At 72.4% G+C, this 21,699-nt stretch carries 24 protein-coding genes; 18 read left to right on the top strand and 6 right to left on the bottom strand.

Annotation, left to right across the window (positions count from 1 at the left end; all coding sequences use genetic code 11):
• The first annotated feature begins 7 nt into the window (after nt 1-7).
• The 15 genes from rplF to rplQ all read left to right on the top strand — a co-directional run bounded on the left by rplF (nt 8) and on the right by rplQ (nt 10,328).
• Entirely contained in the window at nt 8-544 is a 537-nt protein-coding gene (rplF, locus tag DPA01S_RS01050) for a 50S ribosomal protein L6 (RefSeq protein WP_061913565.1), read from the top strand.
• A 2-nt stretch (nt 545-546) separates the two neighbouring features.
• On the top strand, nt 547-942 hold the full coding sequence (gene rplR, locus DPA01S_RS01045; RefSeq protein ID WP_007628102.1) for a 50S ribosomal protein L18: 396 nt from the start codon (nt 547-549) through the stop codon (nt 940-942).
• Between the two features lie 43 nt (nt 943-985).
• Entirely contained in the window at nt 986-1,645 is a 660-nt protein-coding gene (gene rpsE / locus DPA01S_RS01040; protein WP_061913563.1) for a 30S ribosomal protein S5, read from the top strand.
• 2 nt (nt 1,646-1,647) lie between these two features.
• The gene (rpmD, locus tag DPA01S_RS01035) at nt 1,648-1,830 is read left to right on the top strand and encodes a 50S ribosomal protein L30 (RefSeq protein ID WP_007628098.1); all 183 of its coding nucleotides are present in this window, start codon (nt 1,648-1,650) and stop codon (nt 1,828-1,830) included.
• A 2-nt stretch (nt 1,831-1,832) separates the two neighbouring features.
• Nucleotides 1,833-2,282, top strand: coding sequence for a 50S ribosomal protein L15 (gene rplO, locus DPA01S_RS01030; RefSeq protein WP_061228298.1), 450 nt, complete (start codon nt 1,833-1,835; stop codon nt 2,280-2,282).
• A 204-nt stretch (nt 2,283-2,486) separates the two neighbouring features.
• Nucleotides 2,487-3,809, top strand: a complete 1,323-nt coding sequence (secY, locus tag DPA01S_RS01025; RefSeq protein ID WP_061228299.1) for a preprotein translocase subunit SecY — start codon at nt 2,487-2,489, stop codon at nt 3,807-3,809.
• Nucleotides 3,810-3,857: 48 nt separating this feature from the next.
• The gene (locus DPA01S_RS01020) at nt 3,858-4,403 is read left to right on the top strand and encodes an adenylate kinase (RefSeq protein ID WP_061228300.1); all 546 of its coding nucleotides are present in this window, start codon (nt 3,858-3,860) and stop codon (nt 4,401-4,403) included.
• A gap of 8 nt (nt 4,404-4,411) precedes the next feature.
• On the top strand, nt 4,412-5,215 hold the full coding sequence (gene map / locus DPA01S_RS01015; protein ID WP_061913561.1) for a type I methionyl aminopeptidase: 804 nt from the start codon (nt 4,412-4,414) through the stop codon (nt 5,213-5,215).
• A gap of 136 nt (nt 5,216-5,351) precedes the next feature.
• Nucleotides 5,352-6,632 (top strand): lipase family protein, encoded by a 1,281-nt coding sequence (locus DPA01S_RS01010; RefSeq protein ID WP_082767653.1) that lies wholly within the window; start codon nt 5,352-5,354, stop codon nt 6,630-6,632.
• A gap of 136 nt (nt 6,633-6,768) precedes the next feature.
• The gene (gene infA, locus DPA01S_RS01005) at nt 6,769-6,990 is read left to right on the top strand and encodes a translation initiation factor IF-1 (protein ID WP_010541191.1); all 222 of its coding nucleotides are present in this window, start codon (nt 6,769-6,771) and stop codon (nt 6,988-6,990) included.
• Between the two features lie 168 nt (nt 6,991-7,158).
• Nucleotides 7,159-7,527 carry a 30S ribosomal protein S13 gene (gene rpsM, locus DPA01S_RS01000; RefSeq protein WP_061228302.1) on the top strand — a complete coding sequence of 123 codons (369 nt, stop codon included), beginning with the start codon at nt 7,159-7,161 and terminating at the stop codon, nt 7,525-7,527.
• Complete coding sequence (rpsK, locus tag DPA01S_RS00995) at nt 7,527-7,934, top strand: 30S ribosomal protein S11 (RefSeq protein WP_043566757.1); 408 nt, start codon at nt 7,527-7,529, stop codon at nt 7,932-7,934. The genes rpsM and rpsK overlap by 1 nt, the downstream gene beginning before the upstream one ends.
• A gap of 22 nt (nt 7,935-7,956) precedes the next feature.
• Nucleotides 7,957-8,562 (top strand): 30S ribosomal protein S4, encoded by a 606-nt coding sequence (gene rpsD, locus DPA01S_RS00990; protein WP_007628084.1) that lies wholly within the window; start codon nt 7,957-7,959, stop codon nt 8,560-8,562.
• A 106-nt stretch (nt 8,563-8,668) separates the two neighbouring features.
• Nucleotides 8,669-9,703, top strand: coding sequence for a DNA-directed RNA polymerase subunit alpha (locus tag DPA01S_RS00985; protein ID WP_007628082.1), 1,035 nt, complete (start codon nt 8,669-8,671; stop codon nt 9,701-9,703).
• Between the two features lie 34 nt (nt 9,704-9,737).
• A complete protein-coding gene (gene rplQ / locus DPA01S_RS00980; protein ID WP_061228304.1) occupies nt 9,738-10,328 on the top strand; it encodes a 50S ribosomal protein L17 in 591 nt (196 codons plus the stop codon).
• A 74-nt stretch (nt 10,329-10,402) separates the two neighbouring features.
• On the opposite strand, the gene DPA01S_RS00975 is transcribed toward rplQ, so the two are convergent.
• Complete coding sequence (locus DPA01S_RS00975) at nt 10,403-11,149, bottom strand: SGNH/GDSL hydrolase family protein (RefSeq protein WP_061913559.1); 747 nt, start codon at nt 11,147-11,149, stop codon at nt 10,403-10,405.
• Nucleotides 11,150-11,467: 318 nt separating this feature from the next.
• Between DPA01S_RS00975 and truA the strand changes: the two genes are divergently transcribed.
• On the top strand, nt 11,468-12,355 hold the full coding sequence (truA, locus tag DPA01S_RS00970) for a tRNA pseudouridine(38-40) synthase TruA (protein WP_061228305.1): 888 nt from the start codon (nt 11,468-11,470) through the stop codon (nt 12,353-12,355).
• A gap of 34 nt (nt 12,356-12,389) precedes the next feature.
• Here truA and DPA01S_RS00965 read toward each other — a convergent pair whose 3' ends face one another.
• Entirely contained in the window at nt 12,390-13,109 is a 720-nt protein-coding gene (locus DPA01S_RS00965; protein WP_232302948.1) for a CPBP family intramembrane glutamic endopeptidase, read from the bottom strand.
• Nucleotides 13,106-14,206: an NAD(P)H-binding protein gene (locus DPA01S_RS00960; RefSeq protein WP_061228342.1), complete on the bottom strand. Its 1,101-nt coding sequence runs from the start codon at nt 14,204-14,206 to the stop codon at nt 13,106-13,108. Before DPA01S_RS00960 ends, DPA01S_RS00965 begins: the two co-directional genes overlap by 4 nt.
• 155 nt (nt 14,207-14,361) lie before the next feature.
• On the opposite strand from DPA01S_RS00960, the gene DPA01S_RS00955 reads away from it, so the two are divergent.
• Nucleotides 14,362-15,447: a DUF695 domain-containing protein gene (locus tag DPA01S_RS00955; RefSeq protein WP_061913557.1), complete on the top strand. Its 1,086-nt coding sequence runs from the start codon at nt 14,362-14,364 to the stop codon at nt 15,445-15,447.
• On the opposite strand, the gene DPA01S_RS00950 is transcribed toward DPA01S_RS00955, so the two are convergent.
• Complete coding sequence (locus DPA01S_RS00950) at nt 15,401-17,032, bottom strand: type VII secretion protein EccE (protein WP_061228307.1); 1,632 nt, start codon at nt 17,030-17,032, stop codon at nt 15,401-15,403. The genes DPA01S_RS00955 and DPA01S_RS00950 overlap by 47 nt on opposite strands.
• A 149-nt stretch (nt 17,033-17,181) precedes the next feature.
• On the opposite strand from DPA01S_RS00950, the gene eccB reads away from it, so the two are divergent.
• Nucleotides 17,182-18,636: a type VII secretion protein EccB gene (gene eccB, locus DPA01S_RS00945; RefSeq protein ID WP_061228308.1), complete on the top strand. Its 1,455-nt coding sequence runs from the start codon at nt 17,182-17,184 to the stop codon at nt 18,634-18,636.
• Nucleotides 18,637-18,701: 65 nt separating this feature from the next.
• On the opposite strand, the gene mycP is transcribed toward eccB, so the two are convergent.
• Entirely contained in the window at nt 18,702-20,153 is a 1,452-nt protein-coding gene (gene mycP / locus DPA01S_RS00940; protein WP_082767655.1) for a type VII secretion-associated serine protease mycosin, read from the bottom strand.
• Nucleotides 20,150-21,670 (bottom strand): type VII secretion integral membrane protein EccD, encoded by a 1,521-nt coding sequence (eccD, locus tag DPA01S_RS00935; protein ID WP_061913554.1) that lies wholly within the window; start codon nt 21,668-21,670, stop codon nt 20,150-20,152. The genes mycP and eccD overlap by 4 nt, the downstream gene beginning before the upstream one ends.
• Nucleotides 21,671-21,699: the final 29 nt, after the last annotated feature.

Here is a 21,699-nt window from a genome sequence, read left to right as displayed (position 1 = left end):
CGACGAAATGTCACGTATCGGCAAGGCTCCGATCACAGTCCCGTCCGGTGTCGACATCAAGGTCGACGGCCAGACCATCACGGTCAAGGGCCCCAAGGGTGAGCTCACCCAGGTGCTGCCCGAGCCCATCTCGGTGACAGTCGAGGAGGGCACCCTCACGCTGAACCGTCCCGACGACCACCGCGACAACCGCTCCCTGCACGGCCTCTCCCGCTCGCTGGTCAACAACATGGTCGTGGGCGTGACCGAGGGTTACAAGCAGGACATGGAGATCTTCGGCGTCGGATACCGCGTCGTGGCCAAGGGCTCGGACCTCGAGTTCGCCCTCGGTTACTCGCACCCGGTGCCGGTCGCCGCCCCGGCGGGCATCACGTTCGCCGTCGACGGTGCGACCAAGTTCTCGATCTCCGGTATCGACAAGCAGCAGGTGGGCCAGATCGCCGCCAACATCAAGCGACTGCGGAAGCACGACCCGTACAAGGGCAAGGGCATCCGCTACGCCGGCGAGCAGGTCCGTCGCAAGGTCGGAAAGACGGGTAAGTGATCATGAGCAGCACCAAGAAGCGTTCCCCGCTGGGAACCGACGCCTCGACCGCACGTCGCGAGGGTCGGGCCCGGCGCCATTACCGCCTCCGCAAGAAGGTCTCCGGCACGCCGGAGCGTCCGCGGTTGGTCGTCAACCGCTCCTCGCGCCACATCCACGCCCAGATCGTCGACGACCTGGCGGGCCGTACGCTCGCCGCCGCGTCGACCATCGAGGCCGATGTGCGGTCCCTCGAGGGCGACAAGAAGGCCCGCAGCGCGAAGGTCGGCCAGCTCCTGGCCGAGCGCGCCAAGGCCGCCGGCATCGACGCCGTCGTGTTCGACCGTGGCGGCAACAAGTACCACGGCCGGATCGCGTCGCTCGCCGACGCCGCCCGCGAGGGTGGGCTGGAGTTCTGATGATCAACACCACTGCACTGACCGCGAATGGAAGGACCGTCTGATGCCGGGACGTCAGCGTCGTGACGGCGGAGGCAACGGACCCGCCGCAGACAACAAGAACACCAACGACAACGCCCAGGGGCGCGGCGGCGACCGCGGCCGCGGGCGGGGCCGCGACGACCGTCGTGGCCGCCACGACGACGAGAAGTCGCAGTACATCGAGCGCGTCGTCACCATCAACCGCGTCTCCAAGGTCGTGAAGGGCGGTCGGCGTTTCAGCTTCACCGCGCTCGTGATCCTCGGTGACGGCAACGGTATGGTCGGCGTCGGCTACGGCAAGGCCAAGGAAGTCCCCGCGGCCATCCAGAAGGGCAATGAGGAGGCCCGGAAGAACTTCTTCCGCGTCCCGCTCATCGGCTCCACGATCCCGCACCCCATCCAGGGTGAGGCCGCCGCCGGTGTCGTCATGCTGCGTCCGGCGTCCGCGGGTACCGGTGTCATCGCCGGTGGCGCCGCGCGCGCCGTGCTCGAGGCCGCCGGCGTCAACGACATCCTGTGCAAGTCGCTCGGGTCGGACAACGCCATCAACGTCGTTCACGCGACCGTGGCCGCCCTCAAGGGTCTGCACCGTCCAGAGGAGGTCGCGGCCCGTCGCGGCCTGCCGATCGAGGACGTCGCGCCCGCGGGCATGCTCCGCGCGCGTGCCGGACAGGGGGCCTGACCATGGCGAACCTCAAGATCACCCAGGTCCGTGGGACCGTCGGGACCAAGAAGAACCAGCGGGACTCCCTGCGTACGCTCGGCCTCAAGGGCATCCGGAAGTCGGTCGTGCGTGAGGACAACGCGCAGACCCGGGGTCTCATCAACGTCGTGAACCACCTCGTCGTGGTCGAAGAGACGGAGTGAGAATGACCATCAAGTTGCACCACCTGCGTCCCGCGCCGGGCGCCCACACCGACAAGATCCGCGTTGGTCGCGGTGAAGGCGGCAAGCGGGGCAAGACGGCCGGTCGCGGTACCAAGGGCACCAAGGCGCGTAAGAACGTCCCCGCGGCGTTCGAGGGCGGCCAGATGCCGATCCACATGCGGCTCCCGAAGCTCAAGGGCTTCAAGAACCGCAACAAGGTCGTCTTCCAGGTCGTCAACGTGTCCGACATCCAGCGGCTGTTCCCCAACGGCGGCGAGATCGGCGTGACCGAGCTCGTCGACGCGGGCGCTGTCCGCAAGAACCAGCCGGTCAAGGTTCTCGGTGACGGGGAGATCTCCGTCGCCGTCACACTGACCGTCGACAAGGTCTCCGCGTCGGCCAAGAGCAAGATCGAGGCCGCGGGCGGAAGCGTGTCGGAGGCCGGGGCCTGATCCCCGGTAGGCCCGCCGAGGGCCGCTGAGGTGCGCAGGGGTCGGGTCCGAGAGTCTCGGATCCGGCCCCTGCCCTCGTCTTGATAGAGTTTTCCCGTTGTGCGCTCCGGGCCCGGCATCCGCCGTGCGGTCCATGTGACCCGCGCCCGGCGCATCTGCTTACGACGACCGGCGGCCCACGGCCGACCACGACCAGGAGGACATGTGCTCTCCGCACTCGCGTCCGCGATCAAGGACCGGGACCTGAGGAAGAAGATCCTCTTCACCCTCGGGATCATCATCCTCTACCGGATCGGCGCGCAGATCCCGTCGCCCGGCGTCGATTACCCCAAGTTGCGCGGCCTGCTCGACACCGCGATGACCGGGGACAACGCCCAGTTGTACTCCCTGGTCAACCTGTTCTCCGGTGGCGCGCTGCTGCAGCTGTCCGTCTTCGCGATCGGCATCATGCCGTTCATCACGGCGAGCATCATCGTCCAGCTACTCACCGTGGTCATCCCTTACTTCGAGCAGCTGAAGAAGGAGGGGCAGTCCGGCCAGGCCAAGATGACGCAGTACACGCGCTATCTGACCATCGCGCTGGCCGTGCTCCAGTCCGCCGGCATCGTCGCGTTGGCCGACCGGGGACAGCTCCTCGGTAACGGGCAGTCCGTTCTCATGGACGACGACGTGCTCACGCTCATCACGATCGTGATCGTCATGACCGCCGGTGCGGCCCTGGTGATGTGGTTCGGCGAGCTCATCACCGATCGCGGCGTCGGCAACGGCATGTCGCTGCTCATCTTCGCCGGCATCGCGTCCCGTATCCCCGCAGAGGGCGTGAACATCTACCAGAACTCCTCGACGATGAAGTTCGCCGCGGTCATGTTCGCGGTCGTGCTCATCGTCGTCGCCGTCGTCTTCGTCGAGCAGGGACAGCGCCGGATCCCCGTCCAGTACGCCAAGCGGATGGTCGGTCGCCGTCAGTACGGCGGGACCTCGACCTACCTCCCGCTGAAGGTCAACCAGGCGGGCGTCATCCCCGTGATCTTCGCGTCGTCGCTCATGTACGTGCCGATCCTCATCACCCAGCTGGTGCAGGGCCCCGAGCCGTCGGGTGACGGTTTCTGGCAGCGCTACGTGATGCAGTACCTCCAGAACCCGTCGAGCTGGGGCTACATCGTCCTGTATTTCGCCCTCATCATCTTCTTCGCGTACTTCTACGTGGCCATCCAGTTCGACCCGATGGAGCAGGCCGAGAACATGAAGAAGTACGGCGGATTCATCCCCGGGATCCGTCCCGGTCGCCCGACCGCCGAGTACCTGGGCTACGTCCTCAACCGGATCCTGCTCTTCGGTTCGCTGTACCTCGGCCTCATCGCCGTGCTCCCGAACATCTTCCTCGACATGGGCAGCGGGGGTGGCGACATGCAGAACATGCCGTTCGGCGGCACCGCCGTGCTCATCATGGTCTCCGTGGGCCTCGACACGGTGAAGCAGATCGAAGCCCAGTTGATGCAGCGCAACTACGAGGGCTTCCTCAAGTAGCCGCGGCCTCGTCCGAGCAACCCCACTGTAGAAAGGCAGGTCCCCACCATGCGTCTCGTCCTCCTCGGCCCTCCCGGTGCCGGTAAGGGAACCCAGGCGGCTCTGTTGTCGGAGAAGCTCGGCGTGCCCCACATCTCGACCGGTGACCTCTTCCGCGCCAACATCTCGCAGGGCACCGATCTGGGCAAGGAGGCGAAGGGGTACATCGACTCCGGAAACCTGGTCCCGGCCGAGCTGACCAACCGCATGGTCAAGGCCAGGATCGCCGAGCCCGACGCCGCGGAGGGCTTCCTGCTCGACGGATACCCCCGCAGCGTCGCGCAGGCGGACGCCCTCAAGGACATGCTCTCCGAGGCGGGGTGCTCCCTCGACGCGGTGCTGGAGTTCAAGGTCGACGACGACACGGTCGTCCAGCGGATGCTGGCCCGCGGTCGCGAGGACGACACCGAGGACGTCATCCGCAACCGCATGTCGGTGTACCGGTCCGAGACCGCCCCTCTGCTCGAGTACTACGCGGGCGACGTCAAGAGCATCGACGCCGTCGGTTCGGTCGAGGAGATCAACGCCCGCGCGCTCGCCGCGCTGGGTCGCTGACGCCCGCCGTGCTCGGCCGGTCGCGCAAGGGCGTCGTCACCGCCCGCACAGCGGGGGAACTGGACGCGATGGAGGCGGCGGGGCGCATCGTCGGCCGCACGCTCATCGCGGTCCGGGACGCCGCCGTCCCGGGCGCGACGACAGGTGATCTCGACGAGGTCGCTGAGCAGGTGATCCGCGAGTCCGGCGCCATACCGTCCTTCAAGGGGTACGAGGGTTTCCCCGGCTCCATCTGTTCCTCCGTCAACGAGGTCGTGGTGCACGGGATCCCCGGACCGGAGACGGTGCTGCGGGAAGGGGACCTCGTCTCTATCGACTGCGGAGCCATCCTCGAGGGATGGCACGGGGACTCGGCGTGGACGTTCGGCGTGGGCTCCCTCGCGCCCGATGTCGCCGCCCTCAACGACGCGACACGTGAGGTCCTCGAGGTGGGCATGCGCGCGATGCTCCCGGGGAACAGGTTGACCGACGTGTCGCACGCGCTCGAGGTGGCCACCCGGCGGGCCGAGGAACGGCACGGCGTCTCACTCGGGATCGTCGACGGTTTCGGCGGCCACGGCATCGGCCGTGAGATGCACGAATGGCCGTTCCTCGCCAACGAGGGCAAGCCCGGTAGGGGACCGCGCCTCCAGGAGGGGTCGGTCCTGGCGATCGAGCCGATGCTGGTTCTCGGCGGAGAGACCGACACGCGGACCCTGTCGGATGACTGGACGGTCGTCACCGTCGACGGCTCGCCGGCCTCGCACTGGGAACACACCGTCGCCGTCACAGCGGACGGGCCCCGGATCCTCACCCCCCGTCCACTCGGCTGAGGCGGGTCGTCCCGCGCCCCGGAGGGCGCAGGCCGGCCCGGGGGCCGGCGTCGCTCGGGCCCGGGGGGCCGGCCGCGGACGACCGCGGTCGGGTTAGCATGTTCTCTCGGTTCAGATCGGCCTGAAAGGTCAGGGCATGCCAACACCCGTCCGCGTTCCCCGGGAACTCCCCACGTCAGTGCGTCCCGCGGTCGCGGTCCTGGTGATGCTCTCCCTCGTGCTAGCGCAGGCCCTGCTCGTAACGCAGGGAGCCGCCGCACAATCCGTGGCGGAGGGCGGCGCGGGGTCGATCGCGGAGGACCCGCAGCCCGGACCCTTCTACCACGCTGACCCGCAGGCGCTCGCGGATGCGGCGCCGGGCCGGGTCATCAACTCCAGGACCGTGACGATGCCGGTATTCCTCGGGTACGGCGTCACCGAGATCGCGTACCGGTCCACGGACACTCGGGACCGGCCGCTGCTGGCCACCGCGACCGTGGTCCGGCCCCATCACGCCCGCCCCGACGGCCCGGTCCTGAGCTACCAGCACTACCTCAACGCGTTGGGGCAGCGGTGTGCGCCCACCGAGACCCTCGTGCACCCCACCCTCGAGACCGTGCAGGACAACGCCATGGTCTTCCTCCGGTCCCGTCTGGACCAGGGCTGGACCGTCATCATCCCGGACCATCTGGGACCCAAGGTCGCATACCCGGGGGGACAGCTGTCCGGGCGCATCGTCCTCGACGGCATGCGGGCGGTGCGGGATGACCCTCGTTTCGATTCCCGGAACAGCCGGTTCGGCGCGCTGGGGTACTCGGGGGGCGGCATCGCCAGTGCCTGGGTCTCGCTCCTGCACGACGACTACGCCCCCGACGTGAACCTGGTGGGCGTTGCGAAGGGCGGCGTCCCGACGGACATGACCACGATGGCGCGGATGATCGGCAACCAGCCGCACCCGGCGTTCGGGTTGGCGTTCGCCGCCGCGGTGGGGATGGCCCGTGAGTACCCGGAAGCGATCCGTCTCGAGGAGAAGCTCACCCCTGACGGTTGGCATCTCTACCACCAGCTGAAGGGCCGGTGTACCGCGACGCTGCTGACCTTCGGCGCGTTCCGGTCGGTCCCGATGGTCCTGCGTGGCGGCGACCTCATGGCGGAGGAGGGGCTCATGCGCGCATTCGCCGAGAACAGCGTCCGCCTCAGTCCGGATGTGCCGCGGGTGCCGGTGTTCATGTGGCATTCCGGCACCGATCCTCTCGTGCCGTTCTGGGACGCGGAGGAGACGGCGAAGCGGTACTGCCGCGAGGGGGCGCCGGTCACCTGGGAACCCGGCCTTGCGCCCGAGCATCTGTTGGGCGCGGTGGAGAAGCTGCCGGCGGCCATGAACTGGCTACAGCAGCGGTTCGAGGGCGCCCCCGCCGGTCGCGCCTGCTACGTCTGACAGGTGGCCGGGCGGGCCGGTTCGTCGCGATTGGCGCTGACCAGCGACCTCGCGTAGGCTTATACGTCGGTGTGCCCACCAGTGCACCACAATCCGGTAGACGTCATCCGGGGAATCGTGGAGGACCGTAACCAGCATGGCAAAGAAAGACGGAGCCATCGAGGTCGAGGGCCGTGTCGTCGAGCCGTTGCCGAACGCAATGTTCCGCGTCGAGCTCGAGAACGGGCACAAGGTCCTCGCCCACATCAGCGGGAAGATGCGGCAGCACTACATCCGCATCCTCCCGGAGGATCGCGTGGTCGTGGAGCTCTCGCCCTACGACCTGACGCGTGGACGGATCGTCTACCGCTACAAGTAAAGACGCTCAACTCCCCGTACCAGCCGCCGCCTCCGCGAAAGGGGTCGGCGGGTTCGTACCCCCGGTTGCGGAGGCCGGGGCCCCGGACGGTTGCTCATCGAGAGATGACCATCCGGATCGGGGACGGTCGGGGAGCAGACCTACCGCACGACGAAAGAGATACGCCACATGGCACGCCTTGCCGGCGTCGATCTCCCACGCGACAAGCGCATGGAGATCGCGCTCACCTACATTTTCGGCATCGGTCGCACCCGGTCGCTGGAGATCCTGGAGCGTACGGGTATCAGCCCCGATCTGCGCACCAAGGACCTCTCCGACGAGCAGCTGACCGTCCTTCGTGACGACATCGAGGGCAACTACAAGGTGGAGGGTGACCTCCGCCGCGAGATCCAGGGCGATATCCGCCGGAAGATCGAGATCGGTAGCTACCAGGGACTGCGTCACCGTCGTGGCCTGCCCGTCCGTGGTCAGCGCACCAAGACCAATGCCCGTACCCGTAAGGGTCCGAAGAAGACCGTCGCCGGAAAGAAGAAGTAATGCCCCCCAAGTCACGCGCTGCGGGCCCGAAGAAGACGGGCCGTCGCAAGGATAAGAAGAACGTGCCCCTGGGCCAGGCCCACATCAAGAGCACGTTCAACAACACCATCGTCTCGATCACCGACCCGTCCGGTGGCGTCCTCGCATGGGCGTCCTCCGGCCACGTCGGCTTCAAGGGCTCGCGTAAGTCGACGCCCTTCGCCGCCCAGCTCGCCGCCGAGAACGCGGCCCGCAAGGCGCAGGAGCACGGCGTCAAGAAGGTCGACGTGTTCGTCAAGGGCCCCGGCTCGGGACGTGAGACCGCGATCCGCTCCCTCCAGGCCGCCGGCCTCGAGGTGGGCACGATCTCCGATGTCACCCCCCAGCCCCACAACGGCTGTCGTCCGCCCAAGCGGCGTCGAGTCTGAGCCGGAAGGAACGCACTAGACCATGGCACGTTACACCGGCCCCGTCACCCGCAAGTCCCGCCGTCTCGGCGTGGACCTCGTGGGTGGAGACACCGCATTCGAACGTCGGCCCTTCCCGCCCGGTCATCACGGCCGTGCGCGGATCAAGGAGTCCGAGTACCGCACCCAGCTGCAGGAGAAGCAGAAGGCCCGCTTCACCTACGGCGTGATGGAGAAGCAGTTCCGTCGCTACTACGAGGAGGCCAACCGCCGCGCCGGTAAGACCGGTGAGAACCTCCTCCAGATCCTCGAGTCGCGGCTGGACAACGTCGTGTACCGCGCGGGTCTCGCGCGGACGCGCCGCCAGGCCCGTCAGCTCGTGGCGCACGGCCACTTCCTGGTCAACGACCAGAAGGTGACCATCCCGAGCTACCGCGTCTCGCAGTACGACATCATCGATGTCCGTCCCAAGTCCACCAAGATGGACTGGTTCGAGATCGCCCAGGAGACGCTCGGTGAGCGTCCCGTCCCGGCGTGGCTGCAGGTCGTCCCCACGACCCTGCGGATCCTCGTCCACCAGCTCCCCGAGCGCGCCCAGATCGAGGTGCCGCTGCAGGAGCAGCTGATCGTCGAGCTCTACTCGAAGTGATCTGTCCTCCCTCGTCGCCGGGCGGGCCGCACACCGCGGCCCGCCCGGCGACGGTGGGTTCCCACGGCGTCAAATAGCGGGCGCCGAGAATCGAAAGAGGTAGCACATGCTCATCTCCCAGCGGCCCACCCTCACCGAGGAGGTCGTCTCCGAGAACCGCTCGCGGTTCGTGCTCGAGCCCCTCGAGCCCGGTTTCGGCTACACCATCGGCAACTCGCTGCGGCGCACGCTGCTGTCGTCCATCCCGGGCGCGGCCGTGACCAGCATCCGCATCGAGGGCGTCCTGCACGAGTTCACCACCGTGCCGGGCGTCAAGGAGGATGTCACCGACATCATCCTCAACCTCAAGGGCCTGGTCGTCTCGTCCGTCGAGGACGAGCCGGTCACCATGTACCTCAAGAAGCAGGGGCCGGGTGCCGTCACCGCCGGTGACATCGTCCCGCCCGCCGGCGTCGAGGTGCACAACCCGGACCTGCACATCGCCACTCTCAACGAGAAGGGCCGTCTGGAGATCGAGCTGGTCGTCGAGCGCGGCCGTGGCTACGTGCCCGCCGGGCTCAACAAGGACGCCGGCCACGAGATCGGCCGGATCCCGGTCGACTCGATCTACTCGCCCGTCCTCAAGGTGACCTACAAGGTCGAGGCGACCCGTGTGCACCAGCGCACGGACTTCGACCGCCTGGTCCTGGACGTCGAGACCAAGAACTCGATGACCGCCCGTGACGCCCTGGCGTCCGCCGGTAAGACCCTCGTCGAACTCTTCGGTCTCGCCCGTGAGCTCAACGAGGAGGCGGAGGGGATCGAGATCGGGCCCAGCCCGGCCGAGGCCGACCACATCGCCGCCTACGGCATGCCCATCGACGACCTGGACCTGTCGGTCCGGTCCTACAACTGCCTCAAGCGCGAGGGCGTCCACACGGTGGGCGAGCTCGTGGCCCGCAGCGAGTCGGACCTGCTCGACATCCGCAACTTCGGCCAGAAGTCGATCGACGAGGTCAAGGTCAAGCTCGTCGAGCTGGGCCTGTCGCTCAAGGACGCGCCCCCCGGATTCGATCCCGCCTCGGTCGCCGGCTACGACGCCGAGACCGGGACGTGGACCGACGAGGGCGGCGAGGATTACGCCGAGACCGAGCAGCTCTGACGAGCGCCCGGAACACCATTCCTAGGAGAATCTGATGCCCAAGCCCAAGAAGGGCGCCCGCCTCGGCGGATCCGCCGCCCACCAGCGGCTCATCCTCTCGAACCTGGCCACCCAGCTGTTCGAGCACGATGCCATCCGCACCACGGAGACCAAGGCGAAGCTGCTGCGCCCCTACGCGGAGAAGCTCATCACCAAGGCCCGCCGCGGCACGCTGGCCGACCGTCGTGAGGCCGCCAAGGTCATCCGCGACAAGGACGTCCTGCACAAGCTGTTCGCCGAGATCGGCCCGCGCGCGGCCAACCGCGACGGTGGCTACACCCGGATCGTCAAGCTCGAGAACCGCAAGGGCGACAATGCGCCCATGGCGATGATCGCGCTCGTGACCGAGGAGCTCGCCTCCGCGGAGGCCTCCCGCGCCACCCGCGCCGCCGCCTCCAAGGCCGCCGCCGCCCCGGCCGCCGCCGAGTCGACCGATGACGTGACCGCCGAGGCCGAGGCCAACAGCCCGATCGCCGACCAGGTCGAGGGCGCCGACGACGCCCAGGTGGACGCCGTTGAGGAGACCGCCGAGGCCGTGTCCGAGGACGCGACCCACGCCGAGGGTTCGGACGCCGACAAGGCCTGATCCGCCCCGGTACGAGATGCAGGGCCCCGTCACCGCACCCGCGGAGACGGGGCCCTCGTCGTACACGCCTCCGGTCAGAGCACGTCCGCGACCGCCTCGGCCATCGCCCGGTGCCCTGCAGCCGTGGGGTGCATCGGGTGCGAGGCGGTCTCGATGCCGGTGAAGTCGGTGTAACGCCCCGCCACCGGCGCGCAGGCGTGGCGGCTCGCGGCGTCGTCGGGCAGGACCGCCGCGGCGCCCGCGCGGTCCGCGGCGTCCACGACGACCCGGTTGATCCGCTCGGTGACGGAGCGCGTCCAGTCCACGTCACCGGGGCTCATCCGGTCCACGAAGTCGCAGCTGTCGAGCTCGGGCACCAGCGGGAGGTACGCGGTGGTGACGATCCGGGCATCGGGCGAGCGCTCGCGGATGCCGGCGTACACGTCATCCAGTCGGCCCGCCAGCCCGGCCAGCGCGTCCGAGGTGACGCCGTCCAGCCGCTCGCGGCAGGGCGCACCGTCGGCGACTCGGGCTGTCCGCATCACGCATCCCACGATGTCGCCGAACCCGATGTCGTTGCCGCCGATCGACAGGGTCACCAGGTCCGTCTCGGCGGTGAGGGCGTCGAACTGCGGCGGGGTCTCGGGGATCTGGGGTGCGGTCATGTCCACCGTCCGCGCTCCGCCGCAGGTGGCGTCGATGAACTCGCCCGGCCGGATGTCGCCGGCGAGCAGAGACGGGTAGTTGCGGGTGGAGCGCAGGCACGCCTCCGGCCCGCTCGTCGGGGCGTTGGTCGGACCCAGGGCGGCGAACGAGTCGCCGAGTGCCACGTACCGGGCCACGGCGGTGTCGGGCGGTCCTGCGATGTCGGTGGGCGCGGGAGGGGACGCGGGGGGGCGGGGCCTCGTCGTCGTCGCTCCCGGAACAGGCCCCCAGCGTGAGGGCGACGGCCACGCCGACGGCGAGGAGCGCGGCGTTGCGTGGGCGGCTACGCGCGGGGCGGTGCGGGGGACGGACCGACGGGGCGGACCACCCCGGCGCCGGTCGGGACGGGGACGACGGTGGGCGCGGCGACGACGACATGGGGCCATCGTGCCGGACCGGGCGGCGGTGGGCTGGTGTGGCGGGCGCGCGCGGGCGTGGTCTAGCGTCTGTAGGCCGTGAGCACCCGCCGGATCCGCCTCGACGTCGCCTATGACGGCACCGACTTCTCCGGGTGGGCGCGTCAGCCCGGGCTGCGGACGGTGTGCGGGGTGCTCGAGGCCGAACTCGGCACCGTGCTGCGGAACCCGGTCACGCTGACCGTCGCGGGCCGGACCGACGCCGGGGTGCACGCCCGCGCCCAGGTCTGCCACGTCGACGTGGACCCGGCGTGGCTCGACCAGCGCTCGCTGGACGGGCGCCCTGAGGCGCTGGTCCGGAGGCTCGCACGGCTGCTGCCCGCGGACATCGCCGTGATGGACGCGCGGTGGGTGCCGGACGAGTTCGACGCCCGCTTCTCCGCCCTGCGCCGTCACTACGAGTACCGCCTCACCACCGCGCCGTGGGGCGCCGAACCCACCCGCGCCCGCGACACGGCGGCGTGGACCCGCACCGCGGACCTCGAGGCGGTGCGCGCGGCCTCGGAGCGGCTGCTGGGCCTGCACGACTTCGCCGCGTTCTGCCGCCGCCGCGAGGGTGCCACCACCATCCGGGAGCTGCAGCGCTTCGAGTGGCGGACCGAGCCGGATCCGCGCGGTGCGGACGCGCCCGGTGCGACCGAGGTGTGGACGGCGTCGGTCAGCGCGGACGCGTTCTGCTGGTCGATGGTGCGCAGCCTCGTGGGCGCCGTGATGGCCGTGGGGGAGGGCCGGCGCAGCCTCGACTGGATCAGCGGGCTGCTGGCGGAGACCGAGCGGTCCTCCGCGGTGCCCGTGGCGCCCGCGCGCGGGTTGTCGCTGATCGGGGTCGACTACCCGGCGGACGACGAGCTCGCCGCGCGGAACCTCGTCACACGCGAGCTGCGGCCGGGCCCGGGCGGCGGCGCGGCGGGGTGCTGCGGGGGATAGCGGGGCCGGGCCGCGCCGCGTGGTCCTGCGGGGATCAGGCCCGCGCGGCGTCGAGGATCGGGCCGAGCGCGAACAGCATCACCATCGACCACGCGACGTGCGTGATCGCCGGCCCGAGGACGCCGCCGGTGGCGCGCCGCTGTAGCGCGGTCACGACGCCCACGATGACGGCCGCGAGCACCAGCAGGGGGATCCCGGCGGTGGCCGTGACGGTCGCGTAGATCACCGTCGTCGTGAGGATCGGCCGCAGGTTGGCGACGGCCGAGTACACGGCACCGCGGTGGAAGCACTCCTCGGCGACCCCGTTGACCGCCGTGAGGGCTGCGACCAGCGCGAGGTTCCCCACGGTCGCGTGGGCGAGGAGCGCGTCGACCGGGTCGCGGAGTGGCTCGATACGCGCCACGACGAGCGCCCCCAGGCAGAACACCACCGCGAGCGCGGCGGCCGTGAGCACCGAGGACAGCACCGGCCGGCGCGGGCGGTACGGCTCGCAGCCCACCCGGATCGGTCCCGAGGCGAACGCGCCGGTCAGCCACACCGCGGCGAGGAGAGCGGTGGCGGGGTAGAAGAGGGCGTCCCCGGCGGGGATCCGGAGCGCCCACGCGCCGACCGCCGCGCCGACGACGAGGGTGACGACGACGACGAGGACGCGCCGCCGGGACGGGTGCGACGGCGCGGTGTCCATGTCACCGGTCCGCAGCGCCCGCAGGTAGCGGCCGGTGGGCGTGTCCCGGTCCCGCTGCCCGGACGTCACGGCCGGGATCGCGTGCGCCCGAGGGTGGGCGGGCGGACCCCGGCCCAGTCGGCGTCGGACGGCAGCAGGCGCGCGGGGTCGCCGAGCGGATCCGCGCCCTCCCACAGGGGTGGCCGCGCCGGACCGTGCGGGACCCGGAGCGCCTCGCGCAGGGCGTCGCGGTAGGTCGTGCGCCCGCCCGGCGGGGGCCCGAGCACCTCGTCGGCGTCGTCCCTGGCGACGACGGCCTCGCAGCGCAGAGACTCCACGAGCGGCTTGGCCAGGCCGGTCTCGAGGGGTGTGACCAGTCCCAGCCAGTGGGAGGACAGCTTGGGGGTGAGCACCGGTACGGGGACCATGACCCGGCGCCGCAGTCCGGCCTCCTCGGCGTAGACCTGCATCATCTCGCCATAGGTGAGCAAGTCCGGCGCGCCCACGTCGATGGCCCGGCCGTGGGCCAGCTCGCCGCACAGGGGGACCGTGGTGGCCGCGGAGAGGTAGTGCAGGACGTCGCGGATCGCGATGGGCTGGATGTGGTTGCTCACCCACTTGGGCGTGACCATGGCCGGGAGCCGGGTGGTCAGGTGCCGGATCATCTCGAATGACGCCGAGCCGGAGCCGATTACCACCCCGGCCTGGATCACGAGCGCGGGCACGGTTGACTCGAGCATGATCCGGGCGACCTCGGCGCGGGACCGCAAATGGGGGGAGAGCTCCTCCTCGCCCTCCGGATGGAGGCCAGACAGGTGGACGATGCGCTCGACACCCGCCTCCTCGACGGCGCGGACGAACTGCTCGGTGGTCTCGCGCTCCTCCCGTTCGAAGTCCCTGGAGCCACCCATCGAGTGCACGAGGTGGCAGGCCACGTCGGTCTCGCGGAGGGCGGCGAGGAGAGCGTCGGCATCGCCCAGGCCACCCTCGTGGATGGTCACCTCGTCTCTCCACGGCACGTCGTCGAGTCTGGCGGGGGTGCGCGCGAGCACCGAGACCTCGGCACCGTCCGTGATGAGCCGGGGTACCAGCCGCGATCCGATGTATCCGGTCGCGCCGATCACGAGCACCCGCCGGCCGTGCTGCGCTCCGGAAGACAGCCCGGCCAGGTCCTGGGAGGAGGTCATGGCTCCGACCATGCCACCGTCACCGTCCCGCCGCACCCGCACCGCGATCAGCCTTACGACCTGTCCGGGTGTGTCGGCGCGGGCGCGATCGGCGGGTAATCCGGATACTGGGGTGAGACACGCATTCACGGACCGCGGCCACGGGAGGAGAACACATGGCGATTCGCGCGGCTCGACCCCGGCAGCTCTCGCGATCGCTGGACTTCTCCGGCGTGCGCATCGAGACGGCCCGCTCGCGATCGGACCGGGCCATCACCACCTTCTGGCGCTGGTGGTCCGCCGACGGCAGGCGCCGGGCCACCGCGGCGATCGACTCCGGCGTCACCGGGCGGGTGGTCGCGGAGTTCAGTTCGCTCATCGAGGCCATCGATCCCGGCCTGTCGTGGGAGTTCGTCCCGGGCTGCGAGGAGGTGCCCCACCGGCTGACCGTCACCGCGGCCGGAGTGCCCGAGCTGCGGGGCGCCGCGCGCCGGTGGTTGGCCGCCGCGCCGCGGGCCGACGAGACGTGGTCGTTCGCCGACCTGCGTGAGCCGGTCCGGGGCTGCGCGATGTACTTCCGCGATCACCGGCTGGGGTTCGATGACGCCGAGGTCGTGGTGGACCTGGGGCTGTCCCGGGCCGACGTCACCGTCCACCACCCGGCGTTCACCGCGCTGACCGGGGCCGACTCGTCGATCGCCGCCTACCTCCTGCTGGACGCCCTGTGCGGCGAGGAGCAGGTCGAGACGTGGGTCGGGCTCATCAGGGCCAATGCCACCGCGCCTGGCGTCGACGCGGTGCCGCTCGCCGACCTGCCCCGGATCCTGCGTGAGCTCGCCGCGGACAACACCGACGAGCTGGGCGACCCGGCGTGGCAGATCCTCCACGGGGACACCGACCGGGGCCCGCTCGTGGCCGTGGTCCGCGTCCCGCTGGTCGCCCTGTCGGCGCCGGAATTCGACCGCCACGTCGCCGTCGACGTGCCGTACACGGACGTCGAGGACGGGGGCCTGCCCGGCTCTCGCTCGCTGCCCGGCCTGCGGGATCTCGAGGACCACCTCGTCGAGCGCCTCGAGGGCGACGGCGAGTGCGTCGGGGCGGAGAGCTGCGACGGGCGCCGTCTGCTGCACTTCTACGTCGATTCCACGACCCCCGCCCACGAGCAGCTGCGGGTGGCGGCGTCCGGTTGGGATCAGGGCGAGGTGACGGTGACCGTCACGGACGATCCGGGCTGGCGGAAGGTGCAGCACCTGCGGGTGTGAGCTCGCCCGGCACGGTGAGGGGGCCGACGAACGCCTCCTCGCCTGGCCCGGCCACCACCGAGACGCGGCGGGACTCACCCGCGCGCGGCTCGATCGAGATCCACCCGTCGATCCGCCCGTCCAGGACGAGGTCCGGCGGGGCCGCGGTGTCCGCGTGCCGCTCGCCCCGCAGGTCCCAGTCGGCGTCGACGCGGACGACGGTGGGCGGGGTGACGTCCGGCCCGCCCGGCCCGGCGAGGGCGTCGATGCGCCCCTCGGTCAACGGGCCGTCGACATCCCACATCACGGCGTCGACCGGGGCTCCCGCGTCGGAGGCGTCGGGGTCGACGATCCGGTAGCGGGACTCGTCGCCGATCGCGGTCAGGGGCCGCCACCGGTCGGGGACGTCGGTGACCACCGCGACCCGGTAGCCGGCCGCGACCGCGCGGAACGCGACCTGTCGGCAGACCGCGGGTCCCGCGGCGAGCAGGACCGACCGCAGATGCGGGCCGGCCAGCTGGACCGCCGCCGCGCCCCCGGTGCGGGTGGCTCCCAGGATCTGTCCGCAGCCGTGCGCCGGCGGGGCGAGGGCTGCGAGCTCGTCGACACGGCGCCGGACCAGCGACCCGGCCACGGCCACGGGCATCTCCTCGCCGGGGACGGGCAGGACACCCGCCGACGGCAGTCGATGGCAGGTGTTGGCGGTGGTCGGCAGGACGCGCTCGGCCACAGCCCCCTCGGCCACGCCGGTCAGCCCCACGGTGGTCACCACGTCCACCACGTCGTCACGACCCTCCACACGCCTCAGACGGAGCACCTCGGTGACGCGCGCGGCCCGCACGGCGGTGAGCCCGTCGATCACCGACCGCGGGTCGGCGGACGGGCGCACCACCACGCCGACGCCCGGCCCCGGGTCGCCCTCGGCGTCCAGGTAGAGGCCGGCGAGTCCGGCCGCGTCGAGGACCCGGCACGGCACCCCGTGATGCACCAGCGACCGGCGCAACCGCTCGGTGGCCACCGTGACCACCTGCTCCAGCGAGCCGTCGGCCCGTCCGGCGGGCCCCAGCGCGAGCCGCGCGAGGTCGAACCGCAGCAGCAGGTGGACGCGTCGGTGCGAGATCAGCGCGAGCGGGCCGACGAGCGCGTCGTACACCTCGCCGTCGCCACCCGTCGCGGCGCGGCGACCGTCGGCCACCACGTCGATCCCCTCGAGGCGCACCCCGCCCTGCTCGAGCTGGCGCGCCACCACCGCCAGCGGGAGGCGGACACCACGATGCGCGGCCGGGTCGTCGCGCCCCACCTCGGTGGTCACGAGCGCGCCAGCCGAGATCTCCACGGCGGTCGTCACCACGCGCTCGCCCTCCACGCATCCGACGGGGGAGCGGTCCGGGGCGACGAGGTCCACCACGTCGACGGGCCGCTGACGCGCGGTCCCCGGGCGCGCCAGCACCGGGCGGCCGCCGCGGCGCGCGGTGATCACGGTGGCGACGAGCGCGACCGTCGCGAACTGGGCCCACGGCTGCGCCTGCGGCGGGCAGACCACGGTGAGAACGACCGTCGCCACGAGCGCGGCGAGCAGCCCGGCCAGGGTGGGAACCGCCGTCATCCACCCGCCTCCTCCACGCCTGTCCCGAGCACTCGGGCGCGTGCGGACGGCGCCCGGAAGACCGGCCACGGGGGCCGGATCCTGGCGTACCCTACCCCCGGTGCCCCCGGCCGCGGGGGTCCCACATCCGTGGAAAGGGGGCCGCGCCGGTGCCGCTCAAGCCGACGACCAGGGCGCAGGTGGACGGCCACCGCTTTCTCGCCCGCCGGGCCCGCCACGCCGTGGTCGCCCGGGACGTCCGGATGCTGCACGATCCGCTCAGGCGTCAGTCGACGGGGCTGACGGTGGGCGTGGTCGCGGCTGTGCTCGGTGTGGCCGGGGCCGCGGTGCTGGCCCTGCTCGACCCCGCCCCGGACGTCGGGAGCACGATGATCATGGTCGGGCGGGACTCCGGTCAGATGTACGTGCGCGCCGGTGAGAAGGTGCACCCCGTGCGCAACCTCGCGTCCGCGCGCCTCGTGTCAGGAGAGCCGGCGGAGCCGCGGACCGTGCGCGACGCCGACATCGCCGGCACCCCGCGCGGCGGGCTGCTCGGCATCCCCGGCGCGCCCTCGGCGCTACCGGGTCACCGGGACGCCGAGGCGGCGGCCGCCGTGTCGTGGACGGTGTGCGACGAGGTCGTCGACGCCGACCGCGGACGCCCGCGCGTCACCGGCACCAGCATCGTCGCGCGGGAGGACGCTGACGCCGGGGCCGCGTCCGGTCGCGAGACGGGCCCGGACGAGATCGTGCTGGCGGACCAGGACGGCACCGGCTGGCTGCTCCGCGACGGCACCCGCGCGCGCATCGACCTCGGGGACGGCGACCTGCTGGAGATCCTCGGCCTCGGCGGGGTCGACCCGCGTCCGGTCACGGCGGCCCTGGTGGACCCGCTGCCGGAGGTGGACCCGGTGCGCCGGCCGGTGATCGAGATGGCGGGCGAACCGGTCGACTACGGACTCCACGGGCTGCGGATCGGCCAGGTGTTCACCGTGGACACGGCCACGGGGACGCGGACCCACGTCGCGCTGGCCGACGGTGTGCAGGAGGTCGGACCGGTCCTCGCCGACGTGATCCGGTCCACCGCGACGGTCGGGACGGTCGCGCAGGTGCCGCCGGACCGGATGGGCGTGCCGCGGTCGGTGGCGCTGGACGTGGAGGCCTTCCCCGGCGAGCGCCCGACGGTGCTGGAGACGTCCGCCTCGCCGGTGATGTGCGTGCGCGACGCGGGCGGGCCGGGCCCCGCCGCGCGCCGGGTGTCCCTGGTGGCGGGCGCGCCGGCTCCGGGCCCCGGGGAGGCCCGGGCGGTGGCCGGCGCCGACGGCGGAGGCCCAGCGGTCGACGCCGTGGGCGTGCCGGGCGGCGGGCTGCTCGTCGCGGCGACGGGACGGGGCACGACGACGCGCACCGCGGTCACGACGATCGTGGCCGACACCGGCGTGCGGTTCGACGTCCCCGACGCACCGACCGCCGCGGTGCTCGGCCTGGGTGGCGCGCCGGTGCCCGTGGACACCGCGATTCTCGACCGCCTCCCGGCCGGACCGCGCCTGGACCGCGGGTCGGCGCTGGTCGCCCGGGACGGCTCGGATCTGGAGCCGGCGGGTCCGGACGACGCGACGCGCTGAACCGGGCGCGTGGCGGGCGGTGGCCCGTGACGGGTGGGAGGTGCGCGACGGGCGGCGGGGCGCCGTCAGTCGGCGAGGGTGTGTCGGTCGTCGCGGCGCCCGGTGTCGCGGGACCCGAGCAGGGTGACGACGACGAGGGCCATCGCGCCCAGGGCCAGAGCGCCCGCCGCCACGCCCGCGCCGGCGCCCGCACCCGGTGGGCCGGGATCGGGCGGGGGAGCGGCGATCGTGGTGGTCGACGGGGCGGGACGGCCGGCTCTACGGACGCCGGTCACGGCCGCCACCGGGTCCACCACCCCGTGGCCGATCGCGTGGTCGTGCCCGCCCGCGGCAGGGATCGCGGTGCCCTCGATCCGGGCGATCACCTGACGTGCGGTGAGTCCGGGGTGGGCCTGACGGACGAGCGCGGCGGTGCCGGCGACGAACGGCGCGGCGAAGCTGGTGCCGCTGATCGGGGTGCGGGAGCCGTCGCCGGCCACGACGAAGTCGGACACGCCCGCGCCGTCGGCGCCCACGGACCGCAGCCCCACGGCGGGCGCGGCGACGTCCACCCACGGGCCGCGCAACGAGAACTCCGCGGGGGCGCCGTCCGCGTCGACGCCACCGACGGTGAGCACGTGGTCGTCGTACCAGGCGGGGGAGGCGATAGTGAGGACGTCGTCCCAACCGTCGTCGCCCGGTACGGACGGGTCGGCGGAGGGCGGGTTCTGCTCGCCGCACGCCTCGCCGACGTTCCCGGCGGCGGCGACGACCACGACGTCGTGGTCGACGGCGGCGTAGCGGATCGCACCGCCGAGGGTGGCGTCTGCGAGCACGGTGCCGGAGGGGACGCAGGCGACCTCGGAGATGTTGATGACGCCGGCGCCGGCGTCGACGGCGGCCCGGATCGACCGGGCGAGGGTGGACAGGGTGCCGACCCCGGCCCCGACCGTCGGGCCGTCGGGGCCGGGGCTCTCGGCCCGGAGGACGCTGCTGGACTGGCGGATCGAGACGATCTCGACGCCGGGTGCGATGCCCGAGTGTCCGGTGGCGTCCTCGGTTCCCGCGAGCACCCCGGCCACGAGCGTGCCGTGGGCGTCACAGTCCTCTGTACCGTCCCGGCCGGGCACCACGTCACCGGCACCGCGGACCCGGGGCAGCCGCGGCCCGGGGTTGACCCCGGTGTCGATGACCGCCACGACCTGGCCCTCCCCGCGGCCGTGGATCCATGCGTCGGCCAGCTCGGCGGCGGTCGCCGAGGCGGGTGGGGCGGTCGGGTCGAGGACGGCGGCGGTGGTGCGGCACGGGCCGTCCAGGCGAAGCGGCCCGGAGTCCAGCCCTGAGCCCTCGGGGACCGGGCCGTCGATCGACGGGCGCTCCACCGCGGACGCGGCGGGCGTCCCCGCCGGGTGGGCGAGCAGCTGACCGGCCACCACCGTTGCCACGGCTGCCGTGGCAGCGGTCCGCCGGACGGCACGGGCGACACGGGCGGCACGGCGGCCGTGGGCGGGGCGCGCGGCCGGTCCCGGGTCGGTCATCGCTGGCGGACGAGGGAGTAGACCTCCATGGCACCCACCGCGAGGGGGACGATCGCGCAGAGGGCGACGGCCTCGACCACGCCCACGGCCCGGAGCGCCCCGGGGGAGAGGTCGACGTGCGGGAGGACCGACGCGGCCACGATGACCGCCGCGGCGACGGCCACCGCGGCCGGGACGACGACCCCCACCGGCGAGTCGACGGTCAGGCCCGCGCCCACCAGTACACCGGCGGTCAGCACGAGCGCCGAGATGAGCAGCACGGCGGTGTGGACCCGGTCGGCGTAGCCCAGCCCGCGCAGCACCAGCACCACGATGAGGACCAGCGCCAGCGGAGCCGACCAGCGGGTGGTGTCGCCGTCGCCGGTCAGGGACGTCAGCGACCCGGCGGTGCAGACCGCGCCGGCCGCGGCCAACAGGCCGGTGAGCCAGGACCGCGAGGTGAGGAACCGGTGCCGCAACACGCCCGGCGTGGGCAGGGGGCCGCGGGCCCTACCGCGCACGTCGTGGTCGATGTCCTCGAGGTCGCCGGCCTCGACGTCCTCGCCCGGGGCGGGCACCGGCGGGATGGGGATGCGGGCGGCCCAGACGGCGATCCGCGGGGCCGCGGTGAGCACGAGGAGCCCGACGAGCACGGCACCGGCGCCCACCGCGGGGGCCGGCGTGGGGGTCGTCGCCGCCACGAGCGCACCGACCGCGCCCGTCGCGAGCGCCACGCACGCCGCGAGGTACCCGGCGGCGGTGTCGTAGCCGAGGGCCGGCCCGGGGCGGAAGACGGTCGACCGCAACAACGCGGCGAGGACCGACCCGGCCGTGAGCCCGCCCAGGAGATGCCCGGCGCCGACGGGAGGGCCACCCACGGTGGTCCCCGCGAGCACCGTGAAGCCCACCGCACACGCACCCGCGACGGCGTCCGCGGACCCGGGGACGGGGGCGCGACGCAGGGCGAGGGCCGCGGTGAGGCCGAGCAGCGCGAGCAGAACCGACACCAGCGGGGTCGTGAGCCCGCCGTCGAGCCACCACTGCCGGGTCGCCGCCACCGCGGCGGCGACCGCCACGACAGCGGTCGCGGCGGTCGCGGTGGTGACGGCGTCGCGGCGGCCCCACGAGGCGGAGCGGGCCACGTCCGGCTCGGTCAGTCCCTGCAGGACGTCGTCGAACAGCGGGGCGGGCGTCGGCACCGGGCGGTGGTCCAGCACGAGGATCTCGCCGTCGTGGACGCGCTGCTGGGCGAGGGTCTCCGACACGGCCAGCGGGCCGCCGGCCAGTCGGGACAGCTGCCAGGACCCGCCGGTGCCGCCGCCCATCCGGGCGTCGACGTCCACCCCCGACGCCGGACCCGCGGCCGCGCGGATGTGGTCGCGGACGAGGTCCACGACCTCCGGGATCACCGCGACCAGCTCGAGGTGGGCGGGCAGGCTCAGGTCCACCCGGGTGGATCGGCACACCACCGACACCCGGCGCTGGTCCAGGGGTTCGACGCCCGCGGCGACGCCCCTGATCTCACTGTCCGCCGACATCCCGCCGACCTCCCGCTCGCTCCCGGTTG

The sequence above is a fragment of the Dietzia papillomatosis NBRC 105045 genome (assembly GCF_001570845.1).
Lineage (GTDB): Bacteria > Actinomycetota > Actinomycetes > Mycobacteriales > Mycobacteriaceae > Dietzia > Dietzia cinnamea.
The sequence above is the reverse complement of the archived record's forward strand: the minus strand, read 5'-3'. Positions and strand labels throughout refer to the sequence as shown.

Bases quoted from the DNA above. Each gene is read 5' to 3' on its own strand.
- mycP (WP_082767655.1), bottom strand. From the start codon at position 20,153: ATGACCGACCCGGGACCGGCCGCGCGCCCCGCCCACGGCCGCCGTGCC.
- rpsE (WP_061913563.1), top strand. From the start codon at position 986: ATGCCGGGACGTCAGCGTCGTGACGGCGGAGGCAACGGACCCGCCGCA.
- rplQ (WP_061228304.1), top strand. From the start codon at position 9,738: ATGCCCAAGCCCAAGAAGGGCGCCCGCCTCGGCGGATCCGCCGCCCAC.
- rplR (WP_007628102.1), top strand. From the start codon at position 547: ATGAGCAGCACCAAGAAGCGTTCCCCGCTGGGAACCGACGCCTCGACC.
- DPA01S_RS00950 (WP_061228307.1), bottom strand. From the start codon at position 17,032: ATGACGGCGGTTCCCACCCTGGCCGGGCTGCTCGCCGCGCTCGTGGCG.
- DPA01S_RS00955 (WP_061913557.1), top strand. From the start codon at position 14,362: ATGGCGATTCGCGCGGCTCGACCCCGGCAGCTCTCGCGATCGCTGGAC.
- rpsK (WP_043566757.1), top strand. From the start codon at position 7,527: ATGCCCCCCAAGTCACGCGCTGCGGGCCCGAAGAAGACGGGCCGTCGC.
- infA (WP_010541191.1), top strand. From the start codon at position 6,769: ATGGCAAAGAAAGACGGAGCCATCGAGGTCGAGGGCCGTGTCGTCGAG.
- eccD (WP_061913554.1), bottom strand. From the start codon at position 21,670: ATGTCGGCGGACAGTGAGATCAGGGGCGTCGCCGCGGGCGTCGAACCC.
- DPA01S_RS01010 (WP_082767653.1), top strand. From the start codon at position 5,352: ATGCCAACACCCGTCCGCGTTCCCCGGGAACTCCCCACGTCAGTGCGT.
- rpsM (WP_061228302.1), top strand. From the start codon at position 7,159: ATGGCACGCCTTGCCGGCGTCGATCTCCCACGCGACAAGCGCATGGAG.
- DPA01S_RS01020 (WP_061228300.1), top strand. From the start codon at position 3,858: ATGCGTCTCGTCCTCCTCGGCCCTCCCGGTGCCGGTAAGGGAACCCAG.
- rplO (WP_061228298.1), top strand. From the start codon at position 1,833: ATGACCATCAAGTTGCACCACCTGCGTCCCGCGCCGGGCGCCCACACC.
- rpsD (WP_007628084.1), top strand. From the start codon at position 7,957: ATGGCACGTTACACCGGCCCCGTCACCCGCAAGTCCCGCCGTCTCGGC.
- rpmD (WP_007628098.1), top strand. From the start codon at position 1,648: ATGGCGAACCTCAAGATCACCCAGGTCCGTGGGACCGTCGGGACCAAG.
- rplF (WP_061913565.1), top strand. From the start codon at position 8: ATGTCACGTATCGGCAAGGCTCCGATCACAGTCCCGTCCGGTGTCGAC.
- DPA01S_RS00960 (WP_061228342.1), bottom strand. From the start codon at position 14,206: ATGACCTCCTCCCAGGACCTGGCCGGGCTGTCTTCCGGAGCGCAGCAC.
- DPA01S_RS00985 (WP_007628082.1), top strand. From the start codon at position 8,669: ATGCTCATCTCCCAGCGGCCCACCCTCACCGAGGAGGTCGTCTCCGAG.